This window comes from Kitasatospora sp. NRRL B-11411 (assembly GCF_000721345.1).
Lineage (GTDB): Bacteria > Actinomycetota > Actinomycetes > Streptomycetales > Streptomycetaceae > Kitasatospora > Kitasatospora cineracea.
This window is the reverse complement of record NZ_JOGH01000002.1, coordinates 20318-38468: the sequence shown is the minus strand read 5'-3', so window position 1 is coordinate 38468 and position 18151 is coordinate 20318. Positions and strand designations below refer to the sequence as shown.

Here is an 18151-nt window from a genome sequence, read left to right as displayed (position 1 = left end):
ACTGTGCACCGAGGTTGCGAGCCGTGCCCCCAGCGCCGCGGTTCGCCACCGAAGGTTCTGTTCAGCGATGGAGGTCGTCCGTGAGCACCGAGCACGCGAGTGGTACCACCCCGCCGGAGACGGCCGCCGCGCCCGCCGGCACCGAGGCGGTGGCCGCCGGCTCCGGTACGCCCGCCCCCGCCCCTGCCTACCTGGACGCCCCGCCGCCGGTGCTGCCCCCGGCCCCGGCCCCGGCCGCCGCCCCGGCTCCGGCTCCCACGCCGGTCGAGCAGACCATCCAGCTCGGCAAGGTGCCCGACCTGCCCCCGGCCCCGGCCGCCCCGCTCGCCCCCGCCGTTCCGGTGGACGCGCCGCCGCCGTTCCAGAACCCGTACGGCTCGGTCGGCGAACCGTCCGGCCCGTTCGCCGAACCGTCCGGCCCGTTCGCCCGCCCGGACGAGGCGCAGACCGCGGTCAACCCGGCCGTCGCCCCCGCGCCGCTGCTCCAGCAGGCCCCGGGCGCGCCCGGCGGCCCGGCCGGCCCCCAGCAGCCGCAGCACCCGTTCGGGGCCGGCCACCCGGTCGGCGGCTGGGGCCACCCGTCCGGCGGCGACACCGCCGGCGGCGCGGGCGGGCCCGGTGCGCCGTGGGGCGCGCCGCAGCCCGGCGACGGCGGCTCCGGCAAGCGCAAGCGCGGCTCGCTGGTCGCCCTGGTCGCGGCCGTCGCCCTGGTGGCGGGCCTGGCCGGCGGCGCGATCGGCGCCTCCGTCACCAACAACGACAAGAACGGCGGCGGCAGCAGCGCCAGCCGCAACAGCACCACCGTGGCGGTCGGCAACACCCACCAGAACCTGGACCGGGCCCCCGAGTCCGTCGCCGGGATCGCCGCGAAGGCGCTGCCGTCCACCGTCACCATCAAGGCCGAGGGCTCCAGCGAGTCCGGCACCGGCACCGGTTTCGTCTTCGACACCGAGGGCCACATCCTGACCAACAACCACGTGGTCGCCCCCGCCGCCAACGGCGGCAAGCTCACCGTCAAGTTCTCCGACGGCTCCTCGTACAGCGCCTCGGTGGTCGGCCAGGCCAAGGGCTACGACGTCGCGGTCGTCCGGCTGGACAACCCGCCCACCGACAAGCTCGTCCCGCTGCCGCTGGCCGACTCCGACAAGGTCGCCATCGGCGACGCGACCATCGCCATCGGCGCCCCCTACGGCCTCGAAGGCACCGTCACCACCGGCATCGTCTCGGCCAAGGACCGCCCGGTCGCCTCCGGCGACGAGAACAACTCCCAGACGTCCTACATGAACGCCCTGCAGACCGACGCCTCGATCAACCCCGGCAACTCCGGCGGCCCGCTGCTCGACGCCTCCGGCTCGGTGATCGGCATCAACTCGGCGATCCAGTCCAACACCAGCGGCAGCGGCCGGGCCGGCTCCATCGGCCTCGGCTTCGCCATCCCGATCAACCAGGCCAAGTGGGTCGCCCAGACCCTGATCAAGGACGGCACCCCCGTCTACGCGATCCTCGGCGTCCTGCGCGACGACAAGTACACCGGCGACGGCGCCCAGATCGCCACCAGCGGCTCCCAGGGCGGCCAGCAGGCCGTCACCCCCGGCGGCCCCGCCGACCAGGCCGGCCTCAAGCCGGGCGACGTCATCACCAAGCTCGGCGGCATCGCCATCGACAGCGGCCCGACCCTGGTCAGCGAGATCTGGACGCACAAGCCCGGCGAGAAGGTCGAGGTCGAGTACAAGCGCGACGGCAAGGCCGCCAAGACCACCGTCACCCTCGGCGAACGCAAGGGCGACAACTGACCCCTCCCCTCCGAAACGGTGTGCACCCAAGCGGCCCCGACCCGTTAGGCTGGCCTCCGCCGAGGAGGGTTGCCCGAGCGGCCTAAGGGACCAGTCTTGAAAACTGTCGTGGCTTCGCGCCACCGTGGGTTCAAATCCCACACCCTCCGCCGCGAGAACGGCCCCCGACCAGCAGTGATGCGGACGGGGGCCGTTGCCGTTGCGGTGGTGCAGCGGGTGGGTGGGTGGGTGCCGGCGGGCACTGGCTGGTGCTCGGCCCATTGGTGCTTCTTGAAACCTTCGTGACCGTACGACAGCATGGTGCGCGTGATCGGTGAGGTTCCGGGGGTCGAGGTCGGCCAGGAGTTCAGGACGCGTCGTGATGCGCACGGCGCAGGTGTGCACCGTCCGTTGCAGGCGGGGATCTGCGGGACCAAGCGTGGTGGTGCCGAGTCGATCGTGGTCTCCGGCGGTTACAAGGACGACCAGGACCACGGCGATGTCATCGTCTACACGGGGCACGGCGGGCAGGACGCGTCGAACAACCAGGTCAGCGACCAGAGTTTGGACGATCCGGGGAACGCGGCGCTGGTCACCAGTTACCTCGAGGGGCAACTCGTCCGGGTGCTGCGCGGAGCGCACCGGGGATCGCAGTTCGCGCCGCGCAGCGGGTACCGCTACGACGGGTTGTACCGGGTGGCGAGCTACGGCAGCACGATGGGTGTGGACGGGCACCGGATCTGGCAGTTCCGGCTGGAGGCCGACCGCGAGACCGGCGTCCCCGAACCTCCGACCCAGGACGTGCAGCCGACGTTGGACGCCGTGTCGGACCCGCCGCTCGGAGCCGCGACGCCTGCGCGGGTGCGGACGGACGTGCAGCGGATCGTCCGGAACGGTGCGGTCGTTCGGCGGGTGAAGACCTGGCACGGAGGCGCCTGCCAGCTCTGTGGTCTGACGGTGGTTCTGCCCGGCGGCGTGTACAGCGAAGGCGCCCACATCCAGGCGTTGGGGAGTCCGTATAACGGGCCGGACATCACGGACAACGTCCTCTGTCTCTGCCCGACTTGCCACGTCATGTTCGACGGTGGCGCGATCGTCCTCACGGACGACCTGGACATCGTCAAGCACGGCGAGGTGGTGGGGGCACTGCGGACGCATCCGCAGCACCGCATTGACCTCGCACGAGTCCGCAACCACCGTGAACGCTGGGGTGGTTGAGCCAGGACAGCACGAGTGCGGGGCCGGCCCATCGAAGGGCCGGCCCGTGGGCGTCAGAGCTCGATTGCGGGGTCGGTGCTGAAATAGCCCTTGTCGTGGGGCCAGATGACCGTGCAGTCCTGGCTGGCGGCCAGATCGAGCAGGTCGGCCCGGGGGCGGCTCGGGACCAGGATGGCCTTGACGGGGTTGTCGAGGTACCGCGAATAGTCGGCGAGCTGACCGATGGCCATCCGGATGTTCTCGCGGGTGACGCTCCCCTTGGCTTCGACCAGCAGGTTCAGGCCCTCGACGTAGACGTCGGTGTAGAGGGGGCGGGTCTCGCCGGCGGGCAGGATCTGGTGCCGCCCCACCTGGTGGTTCTTGGTCCGCAGGTAGTCGGCCAGGGCGGCAACGAGCTTCGACTCCTTCCGCTCGGCCTCGTACGCCTCGCGGTTGGGTTCGACGAACATCTTCTCCGTGAGCTGCTGCTCCAGGGGGAGGCTCTGCACCGGTCCGGCCCCGTCAGCGGTTTCGAGCAGCCGGCCGAGCCGGGAGGTCGGGTCCTGGGGCTCGGCGTCGACCGGGAGAAGCCGGAAGACGATGACCTTCCGGATCGGCCCGTCGTTCGTCTCCGGGGCGTCCGCTTCGTAGTACGGGTCGTCAGCGGCGATCTCGAACTCGCCGAGGTAAGTCACCAGCCCCCGGGCGCCCTTGAAGACGCGCAGCGCGCGGCCCTCGACCGTGTGGTTCAGGATGCTGGCGTTCCCGGAGATCATGCGCTGGTCGCCGTACTGGCCCTCGCCGCTGTAGTGGAAGTGCCCGTCGGGCATCCAGCCGTCGTAGTAGCCGTGCTTCTCTCCGGCGACGGGATCGGTGAAGACCATGACGTTCGGAGACTTCGCTGACGGCCCGATGCCGCCCTGGGTGCGCCCACCGAAGCGCTGGTGGAGCTGCTTGCGTTCGATCGTGTCGCCGGGCTTGAGGTCCCACGCGTCGTGCTGCGATTCGCTCATGTGCTCGTCCCCTCGAGTCGTTAGGCCTGGCGGCCATCCGTTGCCGGAAATAAGCATACGAGATGAAGATTGGAATCGGATAGCGAATTTCGGCATCCGATGTTGATGCTGGCCTCGCGGCCTGCCGGAGCGGACCGACAGCGCGACAGGGGCCGGTGGGCGGTTGTCCGGCCGGGGGCGGGGGAGGGGAGGGGCGTGGGGACGAGGCGAGTGGAGGTTGCCGTGGGCGGGTTGGTCGAGCGGTTGCGGGCGGGGCTGCCGGAGGGGGCGGTCGCGGTGGATCCGGACGTGACGGCCGCGTACGCGCGGGACACGGCCGGGTTCTGTGCGGTGGGTGAGCCGGCGGTGCTGGTGTTCCCGGAGACGGTGGAGCAGGTGCGGTTCGTGCTGCGGACGGCGACCGAGCTGCGGGTGCCGGTGGTGCCGCAGGGGGCCCGGACGGGGCTCTCGGGCGGGGCGAACGCGGTGGACGGCTGCATCCTGCTGTCGCTGACCAGGATGAACCGGATCCTGCGCCTCGACCCGGTGGACCGGATCGCCGTGGTGCAGCCGGGGGTGGTCAACGCCGAGCTGTCCCGCGCCGCCGAGGCCCTCGGGCTCTCCTACCCGCCCGACCCGTCGAGTTGGGAGTCCTGCACCATCGGCGGCAACATCGGCACCGGCGCCGGCGGCCTGTGCTGCGTGAAGTACGGGGTGACCAGCGAGTACGTGCTCGGCCTGGAGGTGGTGCTGGCGGACGGGCAACTGCTGCGGACCGGGCGGAGCACCGCGAAGGGCGTCGCCGGGTACGACCTGACCCGGCTGCTGGTCGGCTCGGAGGGCACCCTGGGTGTGGTGGTCGAGGCGGTGCTGGCGCTACGGCCCGCGCCGGGGCCGCAGTTGGTGCTGGCCGCGGAGTTCGACTCGGTGGACGCCGCCGGGCACGCGGTGTGCGAGGTGATGTCGGCCGGACACGCGCCCTCGCTGATGGAGCTGATGGACGCCACCACCGTCCGGGCGGTGAACGCGATGGCGCGGATGGGCCTGCCGGAGTCGACCCGGGCGCTGCTGCTGGTCGCCTTCGACGGCTCGGACCGGCGTGAGCGGCTGGCCGAGGTGGCGGCGCTGTGCACCGCCGCCGGGGCCACCGCGGTGGTGCCGGCCGAGGACCGGGCCGAGTCCGAACTGCTGCTGCAGGCACGGCGGTTGTCGCTGCTGGCGCTGGAGCGCCTGGGCACCACGATGATCGACGACGTGGCGGTGCCGCGGAGCGCGCTGGCCGCGATGCTGAACGGCGTCGCCGAGATCGCCGACCGGCACCGGCTGACCATCGGCGTGGTCTCGCACGCGGGCGACGGCAACACCCACCCGGTGGTGATCTTCGACGCGAAGGACGAGGAGCAGGCGGCCCGGGCCCGCAGCTCCTTCGACGAGATCATGGCGCTCGGCCTGGAACTGGGCGGGACGGTGACGGGCGAGCACGGCATCGGCCTGCTGAAGCGCGAGTGGCTGGCCCGGGAGCTGGGCCCGGTCGGGCTCGGGGGACTCGGGGGTTCGGGGGGCTCGGGACGCTCGGAAAGCTGGGGCCGGGAGGCCGGGAGGCCCAGGAGGGTGGTCGGCGCCGAGCCGGGCGGGATATTGACCGATCGTCACAAGATGATGGTCGGGAAATTCTCCTGCCGTTGAACCGACCATCATCATGTGGCATCCGGATGGTATGAGGAATTCCGGAAGTGGCTGAATATCGACTTTGCGCGGTCACGCGACCCTGACGGGGCGTGGACGGACCGTTCGCACGCCCCGGGGATCGCGCGACTCGCCGGAAACCGGCCCGTCACGCTCCCGCCCAGACAGGGGCCGGAACGCCGCCGTCCGGGCGAACAGCCAGCTCGCAGGCGGTGTGTCTGCCGACGAACCGATCGGGCGGGGATTATGCGCCGATGCCACCACGTCACGCTAATGGGGGAAAAGGCTCAGCGGTGCTGGTGCTTTGTCGATTTGTTGCGGAAGTCTGTTCCTCGGCGTCGCAGCCCCCGGAGCCTCGTCTGGCCGCGAACTCCGGAAGCACTTTTTCCATCTCGCAATACCTGGCAAGAACCAACGGAGGGAATCCCCATGGCGCGCTTCCGCACCATCCGCTTGGCCGCGCTGGTCGCGTCCGTCCCGCTCGCAGCCGGTCTGCTGCTGGCCGGGGCGGGTGCCGCGGCGGCCGACAACGGTGCGGCTGCCGGCCACGGCTCGAACAGCAGCGTGGTCTCGGACTTCGGCAGCGGAAACATCTTCGGGTCGGTCGACGGCAACTACAACTCCACCCAGCAGACGGCGACCGGTGCCGGTGCGTCGAACCAGAACAACACCCTCGGGGTGAAGGGGAACACCGGGGTCGTCTACGCCGACCAGTCCAACAAGAACTTCAACTTCGTCTTCGCGCCGGTCTACTCGTACTGACCTCCCGGCGGGAGGTGCGGACGGACCGGCGGGGGCGCCGGACCGGACGGAGCACGGACCGCCGGAGCACCCGGGAGTGGAAAGGGTCACCGCCTCGGGGCGTACAGCGCACGACGATCGAAACCCCTCGGGGGCGCGGTGCCGCTACGGCGGCCGCCGCGCCCCCGAGGCGCGTTCCGGGAGGCGGGGAAGGAGAGAAGGGAGAAGGGGAAAGGCGGCCGGGTCAGCGGCGCGCGGTGAGCGTCGCCCCGACGCTCGCGGCGACCACGCAGCCGATGCCCAGCAGTTGCGGCAGCCCCAGCACCTGGCCGAGCACCAGCAGGCCGACCAGGGCGCTGACCGCCGGGTCGAGGCTGACGATCACGCTGAACACCCGCTGCGACATCCGGCGCAGCGCGGTCATCTCCAGCGCGTACGGCAGCACCGGGAAGAGTAGGGCGACCCCCGCGACGGCGAGCAGCAGCAGGGCGGGGGAGTCGGATCCGGACAGGCCGTGCACGGCCTCGGCGGCGCCGAACGGGGCGAGCACCACGGTGCCGATGGTGAACGAGACCGCCAGGCCCTCGAAGCCCTTGAAGGCTGCGCCGACCTTGTCGGTGAACAGGATGTAGCCCGCGTAGCAGGCGGCCGCGCCGAACGCGCAGGCCAGGCCGACCGGGTCGAGGCCGCCGGGGCCGGAGCCGCCGTCGCCGCCCAGCAGGGTGAGCAGCGCGACCCCGGCGGCGGCCAGTGCCGCCCACAGCACGTGGCCGGCCCGGCGGGCGAAGACCAGGGCGACGGCCAGCGGGCCGAGGAACTCGATGGTGGCGGCGGTGCCCATCGGCAGCCGGTCGACGGCGCCCGCGAACAGCAGGGTCATCCCGGCGGAGGCGACGCCGAGCAGCCCGGCCATCGCCAGGTCGCGCGGGCTGCGGCCGCGCAGCCGGGGCCGGGTGACGGCGAGCAGCACGACGGCGGCGAACGAGATCCGCAGGAAGGTCGCGCCCGCCACCCCCAGCACCCCGAACAGCGGCTTGGACGCCGCCACCCCGAGCTGCACCGCGAGCATCGACACCAGGCACAGCATCGGGGCCGGAACGCGCCCCACCCGCTGCCGGACCCCGCGCACCCGCCGGGCGTCCGGTCGTCGCAGGCCGCTCGCCCGGGCTCGACGGGAACCGGTATCGGCCTTCGAAACGGAGGCGACTGCCGGGAGTTCGATTGCGCTTTCAACGGTGAGGGGCGTGCCTGGCATGCGATCGAGTCTGTCGTAAGGAGTGCAAATGGTCAAAGCCGGTTACCGGCGGATGGCCCGGCGGGGCCACCCGGGTGACCCGGCGACGGCGACGGCGTGTCCTGCCGAGGGTCCTGACGGGCCGTCAGTAGTCCTGGAAGATGCGCTACCTCGGCCCGGCGGCCCTGACGGCCGCGTCACTCGTCCTGCTGCTCGCCACCGACCAGGCGGTCGTCGGAATGCCGACGGCCGGCCCGGCGGCCGCCCCCGCCCGGGTCCTGGCCCGAACCGCCCCCGGCCTCGCCCCCGGCCCTGCCCTCGATCCCGGCCTCGCCCCCGGCCCTGCCCTCGATCCCGTCTTCGACCCGGCCCCCACCGCCCAGCAACTCCCCGCCCAGCAGCTCCCCGCCCAGCAACTCCCCACCCAGGCGGCGCCCGCCGTGGCCCACCAGGCCGCCGCGCTGACCGAGGGTCGGACGGCTGCCGAGGCGCCGCCCGTCCGCCTGCGCCGGAGGCTGCTGGCCGACCCGCTGCGTTCGCGCCGGGAGCCGCTGCCCGCCGAGGTGTTCACCGGCGCCGGGTTCGACGCCTGCTCCGCGCCGCCGGTGGAGACCATGCGCGCCTGGTGGGGCACCTCCCCGTACGGCGCGGTCGGGATCTACACCAGCGGGCGGCAGCGGGCCTGCGGCCAGTCCCGGCTGACCGCGGACTGGGTGCGCGAGGTCCGGGAGATGGGCTGGCAGCTGATCCCGACCCACGTCGGGCGGCAGGCCCCGTGCATGGCGGCCGGCAGCAAGACGCAGCGGATCGACCCGGCGCAGGCGGTGCAGCAGGGCCGGGAGGAGGCGGCCGAGGCGGTGCGCGCGGTGCAGGGCCTCGGGCTGCGCGTCGGCACCCCCGTGTACCTGGACGTCGAGGCGTACCCGCGCGGCGACTCGGCGTGCAGCCAGGCGGTGATGGACTTCACCGTCGGCTGGACGCAGGCGCTGCACGGGGCGGGCTTCCGCTCCGGCTTCTACTCCTCCACCAACTCGGGCGTGGCCGACCTGGCCGCCGCCGCCCGGGCCGGCAGCGGGCCGCTGCCGGACGCGGTCTGGTACGCCAACTGGGACGACCGGGCCACCACCACCGACGGCGCGGGCCGGCTGGGCGACGACCTGTGGGCCGACCACGCCCGGATCCACCAGCACCACGGCAACGCCCAGGAGAGCTACGGCGGCGCCGCGCTGGCCGTCGACCGCAACCAGGTGGACGGTCCGGTCGCCCGCTGAGCGGGTAGGAAGCGAACAGTGGCACCGAACGGACGCACGAACGAACGGGTGCGCGAACGAACGAACGGGCGCGCGGCCGGGCGGACGCGCCCCACCGTGCCCCATCGCGCCTGCCGTGCCCTGCCACGCCCCGGACCCGGCCGGACACGCCCCGCGACCTGCGGGGGAGGGGTCGGTCTCATCTCGGTTGCGACTACTGACAGCGGGGGTGCGCCGGGGAAACAATCGGAGAAATCGCTTGCTACCTGCGGGTAGCAACGCGCCGGCCGGTCAAGGAGGACCCGCGTGTACAGCACGATGCAGGACGTTCCGCTCACGGTTGCCCGGATTCTGCAGCACGGCTCCACCATCCACGGCCGGTCCACCGTCACCACCTGGACCGAGAACGGCCCGGTGGTGCGGACCTTCGCCGAGATCGGCGCCCGCGCCGGACAGCTCGCGCACGCCCTCCGCGACGAGCTCGGGGTGACCGACGGCAGCGTCGTGGCGACGCTGATGTGGAACAACACCGAGCACCAGGAGGCGTACCTGGCGATACCGTCCATGGGCGCGGTGCTGCACACCCTGAACCTGCGGCTGCCCGCCCACCAGCTGGTCTACATCGTCAAGCACGCCGCGGACCGGGTGGTCATCGTCAACGGGACGGTGCTCCCGCTGCTGGCCGCCGTGCTGCCGCAGCTGGCCGGCACCGTCGAGCACATCGTGGTGTCCGGGGCGTACGACCCGGCGCTGCTGGCCGGGTTCGGCGGGACGGTGCACGACTACGAGGAGCTGATCGCGGGCCGGCCGGCCGACTACCCGTGGCAGACCGACATCGACGAGAAGCAGGCCGCCGCGCTCTGCTACACCTCCGGCACCACCGGCGACCCCAAGGGCGTCGTGTACAGCCACCGCTCGATCTACCTGCACTCGATGCAGATCATCGCCGCCTCCAGCTTCGGCCTGACCGCCCGCGACACCGTGCTGCCGGTCGTGCCGATGTTCCACGTCAACGCCTGGGGCATCCCGCACGCGGCGTTCATGACCGGCGCGAGCCTGCTGATGCCGGACCGCTTCCTGCAGCCCAAGCCGCTCGCCGAGATGATCGACCGGGTCAAGCCGACCTTCGGCGCCGCCGTCCCGACCATCTGGACCGGCCTGCTGGACGAGCTGGACGCGGGCGACTACGACACCTCCACCCTGGAGACCGTCGTCATCGGCGGCTCGGCCTGTCCGCCCGCCCTGATGCGGGCCTTCCAGGAGCGGCACGGCATCCGGGTGATCCACGCCTGGGGCATGACCGAGACCTCCCCGCTGGGCACCGTCGCCCACCCGCCGGCCGGCGTCACCGGCGAGGACGAGTGGGCCTACCGGGTCACCCAGGGCGTCTTCCCGTCCTCCGTGCAGGCCCGGCTGATCGGCCCCGGCGGCGAGGTGATGCCGCACGACGGCGTCGCCGAGGGCGAGCTGGAGGTGCGCGGCCCGTGGATCGCCGCGGCGTACTTCGGCGGCACGGGCAACGCGGCCGAGGCTCCCGAGGACAAGTTCAGCCCCGACGGCTGGCTGCGCACCGGCGACGTCGGCACCATCACCTCCGACGGCTACCTGACCCTCACCGACCGGGCCAAGGACGTGATCAAGTCCGGTGGCGAGTGGATCAGTTCGGTCGCGCTGGAGAACCACCTGATGGCGCACCCCGAGGTCGCCGAAGCCGCGGTGGTGGCCGTCCCGGACGAGAAGTGGGGCGAACGCCCGCTGGCCACCGTGGTGCTGCGGCCCGGCGCCACGGCCGGCCTCCCCGAGCTGCGGGCCTTCCTGGCCGAGCGGGTCGCCTCCTGGCAGCTGCCGGAGCGCTGGTCGCTGATCGAGTCGGTGCCGAAGACCTCGGTCGGCAAGTTCGACAAGAAGGTGATCCGCGCGGACTACGCGGCCGACCGCCTCGACGTGACGGTGATCGGCAAGACCGCCGACAAGGGCTGACGCGGACCGCCGGGCGGCCCTCCCCGGAAAGATCCCGAAAACCGGTTCGGAATACCCCAGGGGGGTATAACGTTCCGCAGGTGGCCGGGGGAATCCACCGGGTCGGACGAGGAGGGCCGTCATGGAGCACAGCGCGCACCAGGGGCACGAACACCCCGCACACCCCGCACAGCACGCGCACCACGAGCACCACGAGCAGCAGCACGGGCACCACCCGGACCACGCGCAGCACACCGGCCACGCGCACCAGCACCACGGCGGCGGCAGCAGTTGGCGCACCGCCGCGCAGGCGACGCTGCACTGCCTCACCGGCTGCGCGATCGGCGAGGTGCTCGGCCAGGTGATCGGCGTCGGCTTCGGCCTGCACAACGGCGCGACCGTGGTGCTGTCGATCGCGCTCGCCTTCGTGTTCGGCTACGCGCTGACCATGCGCGGCGTGCTGAAGGCCGGCCTGCCCTTCCGGGAGGCGCTGAAGGTCGCGCTGGCCGCCGACACCGTGTCGATCATCGTCATGGAGCTGATCGACAACGGCGTCATGGTGGCCGTCCCGGGGGCGATGGACGCGGGTCTCGGCCAGCTGCTGTTCTGGCTGTCGCTGGCCGGCTCCCTGGTGCTGGCCTTCCTGGTCACCGTCCCGGTCAACCGCTGGCTGATCGGCCGCGGCCGGGGTCACGCGGTGGTCCACGCCTACCACTGACCCCGGCCCGCACCGACCCCGACCCGCACCGACTCCGGCCGCGCCGCCGGGCGCCGACTCAGCGTCCGGCGGCGACGGTGTTCCCGGTGACCGACCCGTCGGTGCCGTCCACCGTCACCAGGTGGCGGACGCCGTCCGGGCCGAGCACCTCCACCGACCAGGAACTGCCGCCGCCCTCCCGGCCGACCACCGCGAGGGCGTCGACCTTGCCGTTCGGGACGGCCGCCGCGGCCTTGGCCACGGCCTGGTCGGCGGGGACGGCGGGCAGCGCGGCCGGGGCGAGGCCCTGGGCCGGGCCGTCGCCACCCTGGAAGCCCTGGACACCCCGGAAGCCCTGCAAGCCCGGGAGCCCGGCGGCGCCCTCCGGCAGCTGCCCGGCGCCGGGGAAGACCTGCACCGAGCCGTCCGCGCCGCGGACCACCACCTTGCCGGGCACGCCCGGCGCCTTCGGCGCACCGGGGGCGGCCAGCGGGCCCTTGCCGACGTAGGCCCGGTCGAACACCGGCACCCCGCGCTCGTGGTGGCGCTCCAGCGCGACGCCGGTGCCGACGGCCGCCACGCCCAGCACCACGACCACGGCGGCGCCGAGCACCCAGCGCACCCCGCGCCGCCCCGGCAGCCGCAGCGAACGCCGGGACGCCACCGGGGCCGGGGCGGGCCCGGCCGCCGCGTCCGACGGCTCCGGGGCGGGCAGCTTGGTCAGGTCGATCGACTCCGGCCCCGACTCAGCAGGCTGCGGCTGCGGCTGCGGCTGCGGCTGCGGCTGGGACTGGGACTGCGGGGACTGCGACTGGGATTCGGACATGCGGGTGGACCCCCTCCTGGGAACGCGGCCGGAACGGTTCCCGTCCGGCCGGGCGCCCAGCATGCCGCCGCCCTCCTGAAGCCAGGCTGAAGCCGCCCTCCCCGTTCCGCCGGACGCCTGCGACGCTGTCCCCCATGCGCGTACTGGTGGTGGAGGACGAACGGCGGCTCGCCGCCACACTGCAACGCGGGCTGCGGGCCGAGGGCTTCGCCGTCGACCTCGCCCACGACGGCGAGGAGGGCCTGTGGCTGGCCACCGAGCACGACTACGACGTGATCGTGCTCGACATCATGCTGCCCCGGCTGAACGGCTACCGGGTCTGCGCCCGGCTGCGCGCGGCCGGTGACGAGACCCCGATCCTGATGCTCACCGCCAAGGACGGCGAACTCGACGAGGCCGAGGCCCTGGACACCGGCGCCGACGACTTCCTCTCCAAGCCGTTCTCGTACGTGGTGCTGGTCGCCCGGCTGCGCGCCCTGGTCCGCCGCACCGGGCGCCGGCTGCCGCAGACCCTGGAGTTCGGCGACCTGGCGATCGACCCGGCCCGCCGCACCTGCACCCGTGCGGGCACCGAAGTCCGGCTCACCACACGGGAGTTCGCGGTGCTGGAGTGCCTGGCCCGGGCGTCCGGCGGGGTGGTGTCCAAACGGGAGATCCTGGAGAGCGTCTGGGACTCCGCGTTCGACGGCGACCCCAACATCGTCGAGGTGCACATCAGCGCCCTGCGCCGGAAGATCGACGCCCCGTTCGGCCGCAGCGCGGTCGGCACGGTGCGCGGCGCCGGCTACCGGCTGGCGGTGGACGGTGGCTGACCGGGCGATGGCTGACCGGGCGGAGGCTGACCGGGCGGTGGCTGAACAGACGGTGGCTGACCGGGCGGCGGCCGGCCGGAAGAGAACCCTGCGCCGCCTGGTGCCGCGCTCGGTGCGGGCCCGGGCGACCTTCGCCGCCACCGCCGTGGTGGCCCTCGCCCTGGGCGGCACCGCGCTGGCCCTGCTCAGCGTGCTGCACGCCAACCTGGCCCGCGACGTCCAGCAGACCGCCGTCCGGCAGGCCTCCAAGGTCGCCGCGATGGCGGAGCGCCAGCACCTGCCGCCGATCATCGGCGGGCCCGGCGGGTCGGTCCAGGTGGTCGACAGCACGGGCCGGCTGGTCGCCACCACGCCCGACCTGGCCGGCGAACTCGGCGCGGACGCCCCGGTACCGCCCGAGGTCCCGCTGCCCGCCCCGCCCTACAAGCGCCGACTCCTGGACGGGGAAGGCACGTTGTACGCCGGCGGGCCGACCGACGACCCGCGGCAGCGGGTGGTCTCGGTGTCCGTCACCGGCCCGGACGGGCAGCTCACCGTCTACGCGGCGGCCTCCCTGGGCACGGTGGACGCGGCGGGCCGGACCGCCGCCGCCGCGCTCGCCGTCGGACTACCGCTGCTGGTGGCCCTGGTGGCACTGGTGACCTGGCGGGTCACCGGCCGGGCGCTGCGCCCGGTGGAGGCGATCCGCTCCGAGGTCGCCGAGATCACCGGCCACGACCTGCACCGCAGGGTCCCGGTGCCGCCCACCGGCGACGAGGTCTCCCGGCTCGCCGTCACCGTCAACTCCACCCTGGACCGGCTGGAGGACGCGGGGCAGCGCCAGCGCCGCTTCATCGCCGACGCCTCGCACGAACTGCGCAGCCCCATCGCCGTGCTGCGCACCCAACTGGAGGTCGCGCTGGCCCACCCGGACCCGGAGCTGTGGCCCGAACTGCTCGCCGACGCCCTCCAGGACACCGTCCGCCTGCAGGACCTCGCCACGGACCTGCTGCTGCTCGCCCGGCTGGACGCCGCCGACCCGGTCGCCACCCAACTCCTCGACCTGGACGTCCTGTTCGCCGACGTCCTGGACGCCCGGATCGCCGACCGGGTCCCGGTCCGGGCCGAACTCGCCGACGGGGCACGGGTGCTGGGCAGCCGCACCTGGCTGACCAGGCTGCTCACCAACCTGGTCGACAACGCCCAGCGCTACGCCGCGAGCCGGGTGGAGGTCGAACTGTCCGTCGAGGCGGACGAGTTGGTGCTGGAGGTGCGCGACGACGGCCCGGGCATCCCGGAGCCGGACCGGGAGCGGGTGTTCGAGCGCTTCACCCGGCTCGACGACGCCCGCAGCCGCGAACTCGGCGGCGCTGGCCTCGGGTTGGCCATCGCCCGGGACCTGGCCGAGCACCACGGCGGCACCCTGGTCGTCGCCGAACACCCGCACGGCGCCCGCCTGGTGGCCCGCCTCCCACTGGCCGGGCCACCTGCGCAGGCGAGTTGACGGAGCGTCAGAACGAGGCGCCGCTGCCCGCCGTCACGACCTGGCCCAACGCGCCGATCCGGGCCAGCAGTTCGACGATCCGGCCCTGCACGTCCTCGGTGGTGGAGCGCTCGGCGAGGAACAGCACGTTCTCGCCGGTTCGCAGCCCGGCCCGGGCCTGCGGGTCCAGGTCGGCCGAGGTGTAGACGACCAGCGGGGTGCGGTGCAGGCGGTCGTTGGCGCGCAGCCAGTCGAGCAGGCCGAGGTGCTGCCGCTCGATCCGCTGCAGGTCCAGCACCACCAGGTTCGGCTGGAGGCTGCTGGCCCGGGCCACCGCCTCGTTCTCGTCGGCGGCGTGCTCGACGTGCATGCCGCGCCGCTCCAGGCTGGCCACCAGCGCCGCCGCGACCTCCGGGTCGGACTCCACCAGCAGCACCCGGGCCGCGTGGTTCTCGCCGTCCCGGGGCGCGAGCGCCCGCAGCAGCACCGCCGGGTCGGCGCCGTACGCGGCGTCCCGGGTGGCCTGGCCGAGGCCGGCGGCCAGCAGCACCGGCACCCGCCCGGCCAGCGCGGCGGTGCGCAGCGACTGCAGCGCGGTGCGGGTGATCGGCCCGGTCAGCGGGTCGACGAACAGCGCGGCGGGGGCCTGCGGCACCTGCGCGTCCACCTCCTCGCGGGAGGCGACGACGACCGGGCGGAAGCCCCGGACCTCCAGCGCGCCCCGGGTGGACGGGTCGGGCTCGGGCCACACCAGCAGCGGGCGCGGGCCGTCCGACGGGAGGTCCTTGGCGGGGGCGAGTTCGGCGACCGGCCGGGGCGGGGTGCGCCCCTCGACCGGGCCGCCGGACGCCCCGGCCGCGCCGGGCAGCGCCAGGGCCGCCCCCGGTCCGCCGCCCTCGCCCTGCGGGGCGGCCCCGTTCAGGCGCTGGCCGTTCAGCAGCACCGGGTCGACCGCGGACGGGGTGCTCCCGCCGGCGGGCAGCGCGTTCGGCGCGGGCGCGGGGCCCGGCACCGGGGCGTTGGGGAACGCGGCCGGGAAGGCGGCCTGGAAGCCGCCCATCGGCCGCGGCGGCAGCAGTTCGCCGAGCCCGCTGCCGACCGGCTCGGGGGCCTGGGCGGCGGCGTCCGGGGCGGCGGGGGGCAGGGCCGGCGCGGCGGGCCGGGCGACCTCCAGCGCGCCGTTCGACGGCGCGGCCGGCGCGGCCCCGGCATCCGGGGCGGGCGCGGCCGGCGGGGCCGGGTCCAGGGCGGGGACGGGCGGCAGGACCGCCGTCACCTCCTCCGCGCTCTGCGCGGTGTCGGCGGGCAGCGCGAGCCGCCGCCGGCGCCCGGTGGGCTGGGCGGTCGGGGTGACCGGCTCCGGCGTCGAGGCGGCCAGCGCGCTCTCCAGGCCCGGGTACACGGGCGTCCCGGGGTCGGGCACGCCGGGGATGTGCAGCGCTCCGGAGCTGTCGCCGGACGCGGCCTGCGCGGCGGCCCGGCGGGCCCGCCGGCCGGAACGGGTGCCGCCCTCGGCACCCTCGGCCGGCCCGAGGGCGATCGCGCCGCCGCCGGAGGTGTCGTCCGCGGACGGCCCGGCGCCGAGCGCGATCGGCCCGCGCGGGGCCGGCTGCTCCGGCGCGTCCTGGCCGCCGCGCTCCGCGGCCGCCCGGGCCCGGCGCCGGCCGGACCCCTGGGTGTCGTCGGCGCGCGCCTCGGCCTCCGGCTTCGCGCCGGGGGCCTCGTCGCCGTCCGGCCGGGGCTCGACCGGCGCGGGCTGGCCGGGCAGGTCCGGGATCATCGCGGTGTCGGAGTCCTTGGGGACGTGCTGCTGCTTGTCCGGCCCGCCGGACGCGTCGCCGTCGGGGTCGAGCGGCAGTTCCACCACGTAGGTGGCGCCGGCCCCGTCGGGCAGGTCGTGGCGCTGGAGCACGCCGCCGTGCCGCTGGACGGCGGCCCGGGCGATCGGCAGGTGCACGGCGCTGGAGCCGCGGGCCGGGCCGCGCACCTCGACCCGGGCGACGTCCCCGCGCCGGGCGGCGGCCAGCACCACCATCGGGGGCTGCTCGCCGGCCGGCGCGGGCCCGGCGAACGGGACCCCGGCGGGGGCGGACTCGCCCTCGGCCCGGGCGGGTTCGGGCACCGGCGTGACCCCGCTGACGTCGGCCACCAGGTGGGCGAGCGCCTGGGCGAGCCGCTCGCGGTCGGCGAGCACCTTCACGGCGGCGGCGTGCACCGAGTAGCGGACCCGGCCGGGCCCGACGAGCTCCCCGGCCCGTTCGACGGCGAGCTGCACGACCTCGTCCAGGCCGACGCGTTCGCGGTCGAGGGCGGCCTTGCCGCGGTCGGCGGCGGCCTCGAAGCGCTGGTGCTCCAGGACGCCGTCGATCAGCTTCCCGAACCGGCGGCACTCGTCGGCGAGCCGGCGCAGCGTCCAGTTGGCCTCCGGCCAGAGCTGCCCGGCGGGGTCGGCGGCGAGCGCGTCGATCCGGCCGTGCAGCGCGGTGAGGGCCCCGCCGAGCTCGGTCTCCAGGACGGCGGTGAGGTGCTCGTTGCGGGCGGCGAGGGCGAGTTCGCGGGTGCGGTCGGTGAAGGTCATCACCGCGCCGACCAGTTGCTCGCCGTCCCGGACCGGGGCGGTGGTCAGGTCGACGGTGACCGGCCGGCCGTCCTTGCGCCACAGCACGGTGTTGCGGATCCGGTGCTTGCGGCCGGAGTGCAGGGTGTCCATCAGCGCGGAGCTCTCGGCGGCGAGCGGGCTGCCGTCGGGCTGCGAGTGCTGGATCAGCGGGTGCAGTTCGCGGCCGCCGAGCTCGCTGGCCCGGAAGTCCAGGATGTGCGCGGCGGCCGGGTTGACCAGCACCACGCGGCCCTCCAGGTCGACGCCGAGGACGCCCTCGGCGGCGGCGCGCAGGATCATCTCGGTCTGCTTGTGCTGGCGGCGCAGCTCGGACTCGACCCCGAGCCGGGCCGACATGTCGCGGACCAGGAGCAGCAGCAGCCCCTGGTCGTTGGTGCTGAAGGACAGGAAGCCGTGCGCCTCCCCGCCGCCCTCGTCGGTGAAGTCGTTGCCGGACACCTCGACGGTGAAGGCGGTGCCGTCGGTGCGGCGGGCGGTCATCCGGACCGGTCGGTCAAGGCTCTCGGTCTCGCTCGCGGGGGGCCGCATGGAACCCGGGATCCGACTGGGGTCGAACTCCGGCAGCAGGTCCAGCACGCCCATCCCGACCAACGAGGTGCCGGGTGCCTGCAGGCTTTCCACGGCGGCCTTGTTGACGTCGACCACGGTGCCGTTGCTGTTCACCAGCAGCAGCGGGTCGGGCAGTGCATCGAGTATCGCGGCGAGGCGAGCAGCGCCTCGGGTCGGCCTGCTGCTCACGTCGACAGGTCTCCTCACGGCTTCGGGCCGCCGCTGCGACGGGCGGCTCTGGCTCTCCTCGGAGAGGGAAGTATCTCATTCTTCTTTGCGCCGTGGACGACCCGGCCAGTATCGTTGTGGTGGTTGGTGCCGGGGCCGTCGGCTGTGGCATCATCGCAGTCGCAC

The 18151-nt window shown here is 74.2% G+C and carries 13 protein-coding genes and 1 tRNA gene; 10 read left to right on the top strand and 4 right to left on the bottom strand.

Annotated elements, in window-relative coordinates; all coding sequences use genetic code 11:
• Positions 1–80 precede the first annotated feature (80 nt).
• The 3 genes from IH44_RS0101420 to IH44_RS0101410 all read left to right on the top strand — a co-directional run bounded on the left by IH44_RS0101420 (position 81) and on the right by IH44_RS0101410 (position 2990).
• A complete protein-coding gene (locus tag IH44_RS0101420; RefSeq protein WP_030457488.1) occupies positions 81–1793 on the top strand; it encodes a S1C family serine protease in 1713 nt (570 codons plus the stop codon).
• Positions 1794–1856: 63 nt separating this feature from the next.
• Positions 1857–1942 (top strand) — tRNA-Ser (locus IH44_RS0101415).
• A gap of 148 nt (positions 1943–2090) precedes the next feature.
• On the top strand, positions 2091–2990 hold the full coding sequence (locus IH44_RS0101410) for a YDG/SRA domain-containing protein (protein ID WP_030457487.1): 900 nt from the start codon (positions 2091–2093) through the stop codon (positions 2988–2990).
• A 53-nt stretch (positions 2991–3043) separates the two neighbouring features.
• On the opposite strand, the gene IH44_RS0101405 is transcribed toward IH44_RS0101410, so the two are convergent.
• Complete coding sequence (locus tag IH44_RS0101405; protein ID WP_030457486.1) at positions 3044–3982, bottom strand: hypothetical protein; 939 nt, start codon at positions 3980–3982, stop codon at positions 3044–3046.
• A gap of 222 nt (positions 3983–4204) precedes the next feature.
• On the opposite strand from IH44_RS0101405, the gene IH44_RS0101400 reads away from it, so the two are divergent.
• Both IH44_RS0101400 and IH44_RS0101395 read left to right on the top strand, forming a co-directional pair.
• Positions 4205–5647, top strand: a complete 1443-nt coding sequence (locus IH44_RS0101400) for an FAD-binding oxidoreductase (RefSeq protein WP_232794780.1) — start codon at positions 4205–4207, stop codon at positions 5645–5647.
• A 429-nt stretch (positions 5648–6076) separates the two neighbouring features.
• Entirely contained in the window at positions 6077–6409 is a 333-nt protein-coding gene (locus IH44_RS0101395; protein ID WP_030457484.1) for a hypothetical protein, read from the top strand.
• A 223-nt stretch (positions 6410–6632) separates the two neighbouring features.
• On the opposite strand, the gene IH44_RS0101390 is transcribed toward IH44_RS0101395, so the two are convergent.
• Positions 6633–7457: a DMT family transporter gene (locus IH44_RS0101390; RefSeq protein ID WP_232794793.1), complete on the bottom strand. Its 825-nt coding sequence runs from the start codon at positions 7455–7457 to the stop codon at positions 6633–6635.
• A 326-nt stretch (positions 7458–7783) separates the two neighbouring features.
• Here IH44_RS0101390 and IH44_RS0101385 point away from each other — a divergent pair, with 326 nt between their 5' ends.
• From IH44_RS0101385 to IH44_RS0101375, 3 genes are all read left to right on the top strand, one after another.
• Complete coding sequence (locus tag IH44_RS0101385; RefSeq protein WP_051816426.1) at positions 7784–8893, top strand: DUF1906 domain-containing protein; 1110 nt, start codon at positions 7784–7786, stop codon at positions 8891–8893.
• 285 nt (positions 8894–9178) lie between these two features.
• Positions 9179–10852 carry a long-chain fatty acid--CoA ligase gene (locus IH44_RS0101380; protein WP_030457481.1) on the top strand — a complete coding sequence of 558 codons (1674 nt, stop codon included), beginning with the start codon at positions 9179–9181 and terminating at the stop codon, positions 10850–10852.
• Between the two features lie 121 nt (positions 10853–10973).
• A complete protein-coding gene (locus tag IH44_RS0101375) occupies positions 10974–11549 on the top strand; it encodes a DUF4396 domain-containing protein (RefSeq protein ID WP_030457480.1) in 576 nt (191 codons plus the stop codon).
• A 58-nt stretch (positions 11550–11607) separates the two neighbouring features.
• Here IH44_RS0101375 and IH44_RS45100 read toward each other — a convergent pair whose 3' ends face one another.
• A complete protein-coding gene (locus IH44_RS45100) occupies positions 11608–12354 on the bottom strand; it encodes a hypothetical protein (RefSeq protein ID WP_035953531.1) in 747 nt (248 codons plus the stop codon).
• Positions 12355–12488: 134 nt separating this feature from the next.
• On the opposite strand from IH44_RS45100, the gene IH44_RS0101365 reads away from it, so the two are divergent.
• Both IH44_RS0101365 and IH44_RS0101360 read left to right on the top strand, forming a co-directional pair.
• Positions 12489–13166 (top strand): response regulator transcription factor, encoded by a 678-nt coding sequence (locus IH44_RS0101365; protein WP_030457479.1) that lies wholly within the window; start codon positions 12489–12491, stop codon positions 13164–13166.
• 52 nt (positions 13167–13218) lie between these two features.
• Positions 13219–14649, top strand: coding sequence for an ATP-binding protein (locus IH44_RS0101360; RefSeq protein ID WP_369794878.1), 1431 nt, complete (start codon positions 13219–13221; stop codon positions 14647–14649).
• 7 nt (positions 14650–14656) lie between these two features.
• On the opposite strand, the gene IH44_RS0101355 is transcribed toward IH44_RS0101360, so the two are convergent.
• Positions 14657–17986, bottom strand: a complete 3330-nt coding sequence (locus tag IH44_RS0101355; protein ID WP_030457477.1) for a PAS domain-containing protein — start codon at positions 17984–17986, stop codon at positions 14657–14659.
• Positions 17987–18151 lie beyond the last annotated feature (165 nt).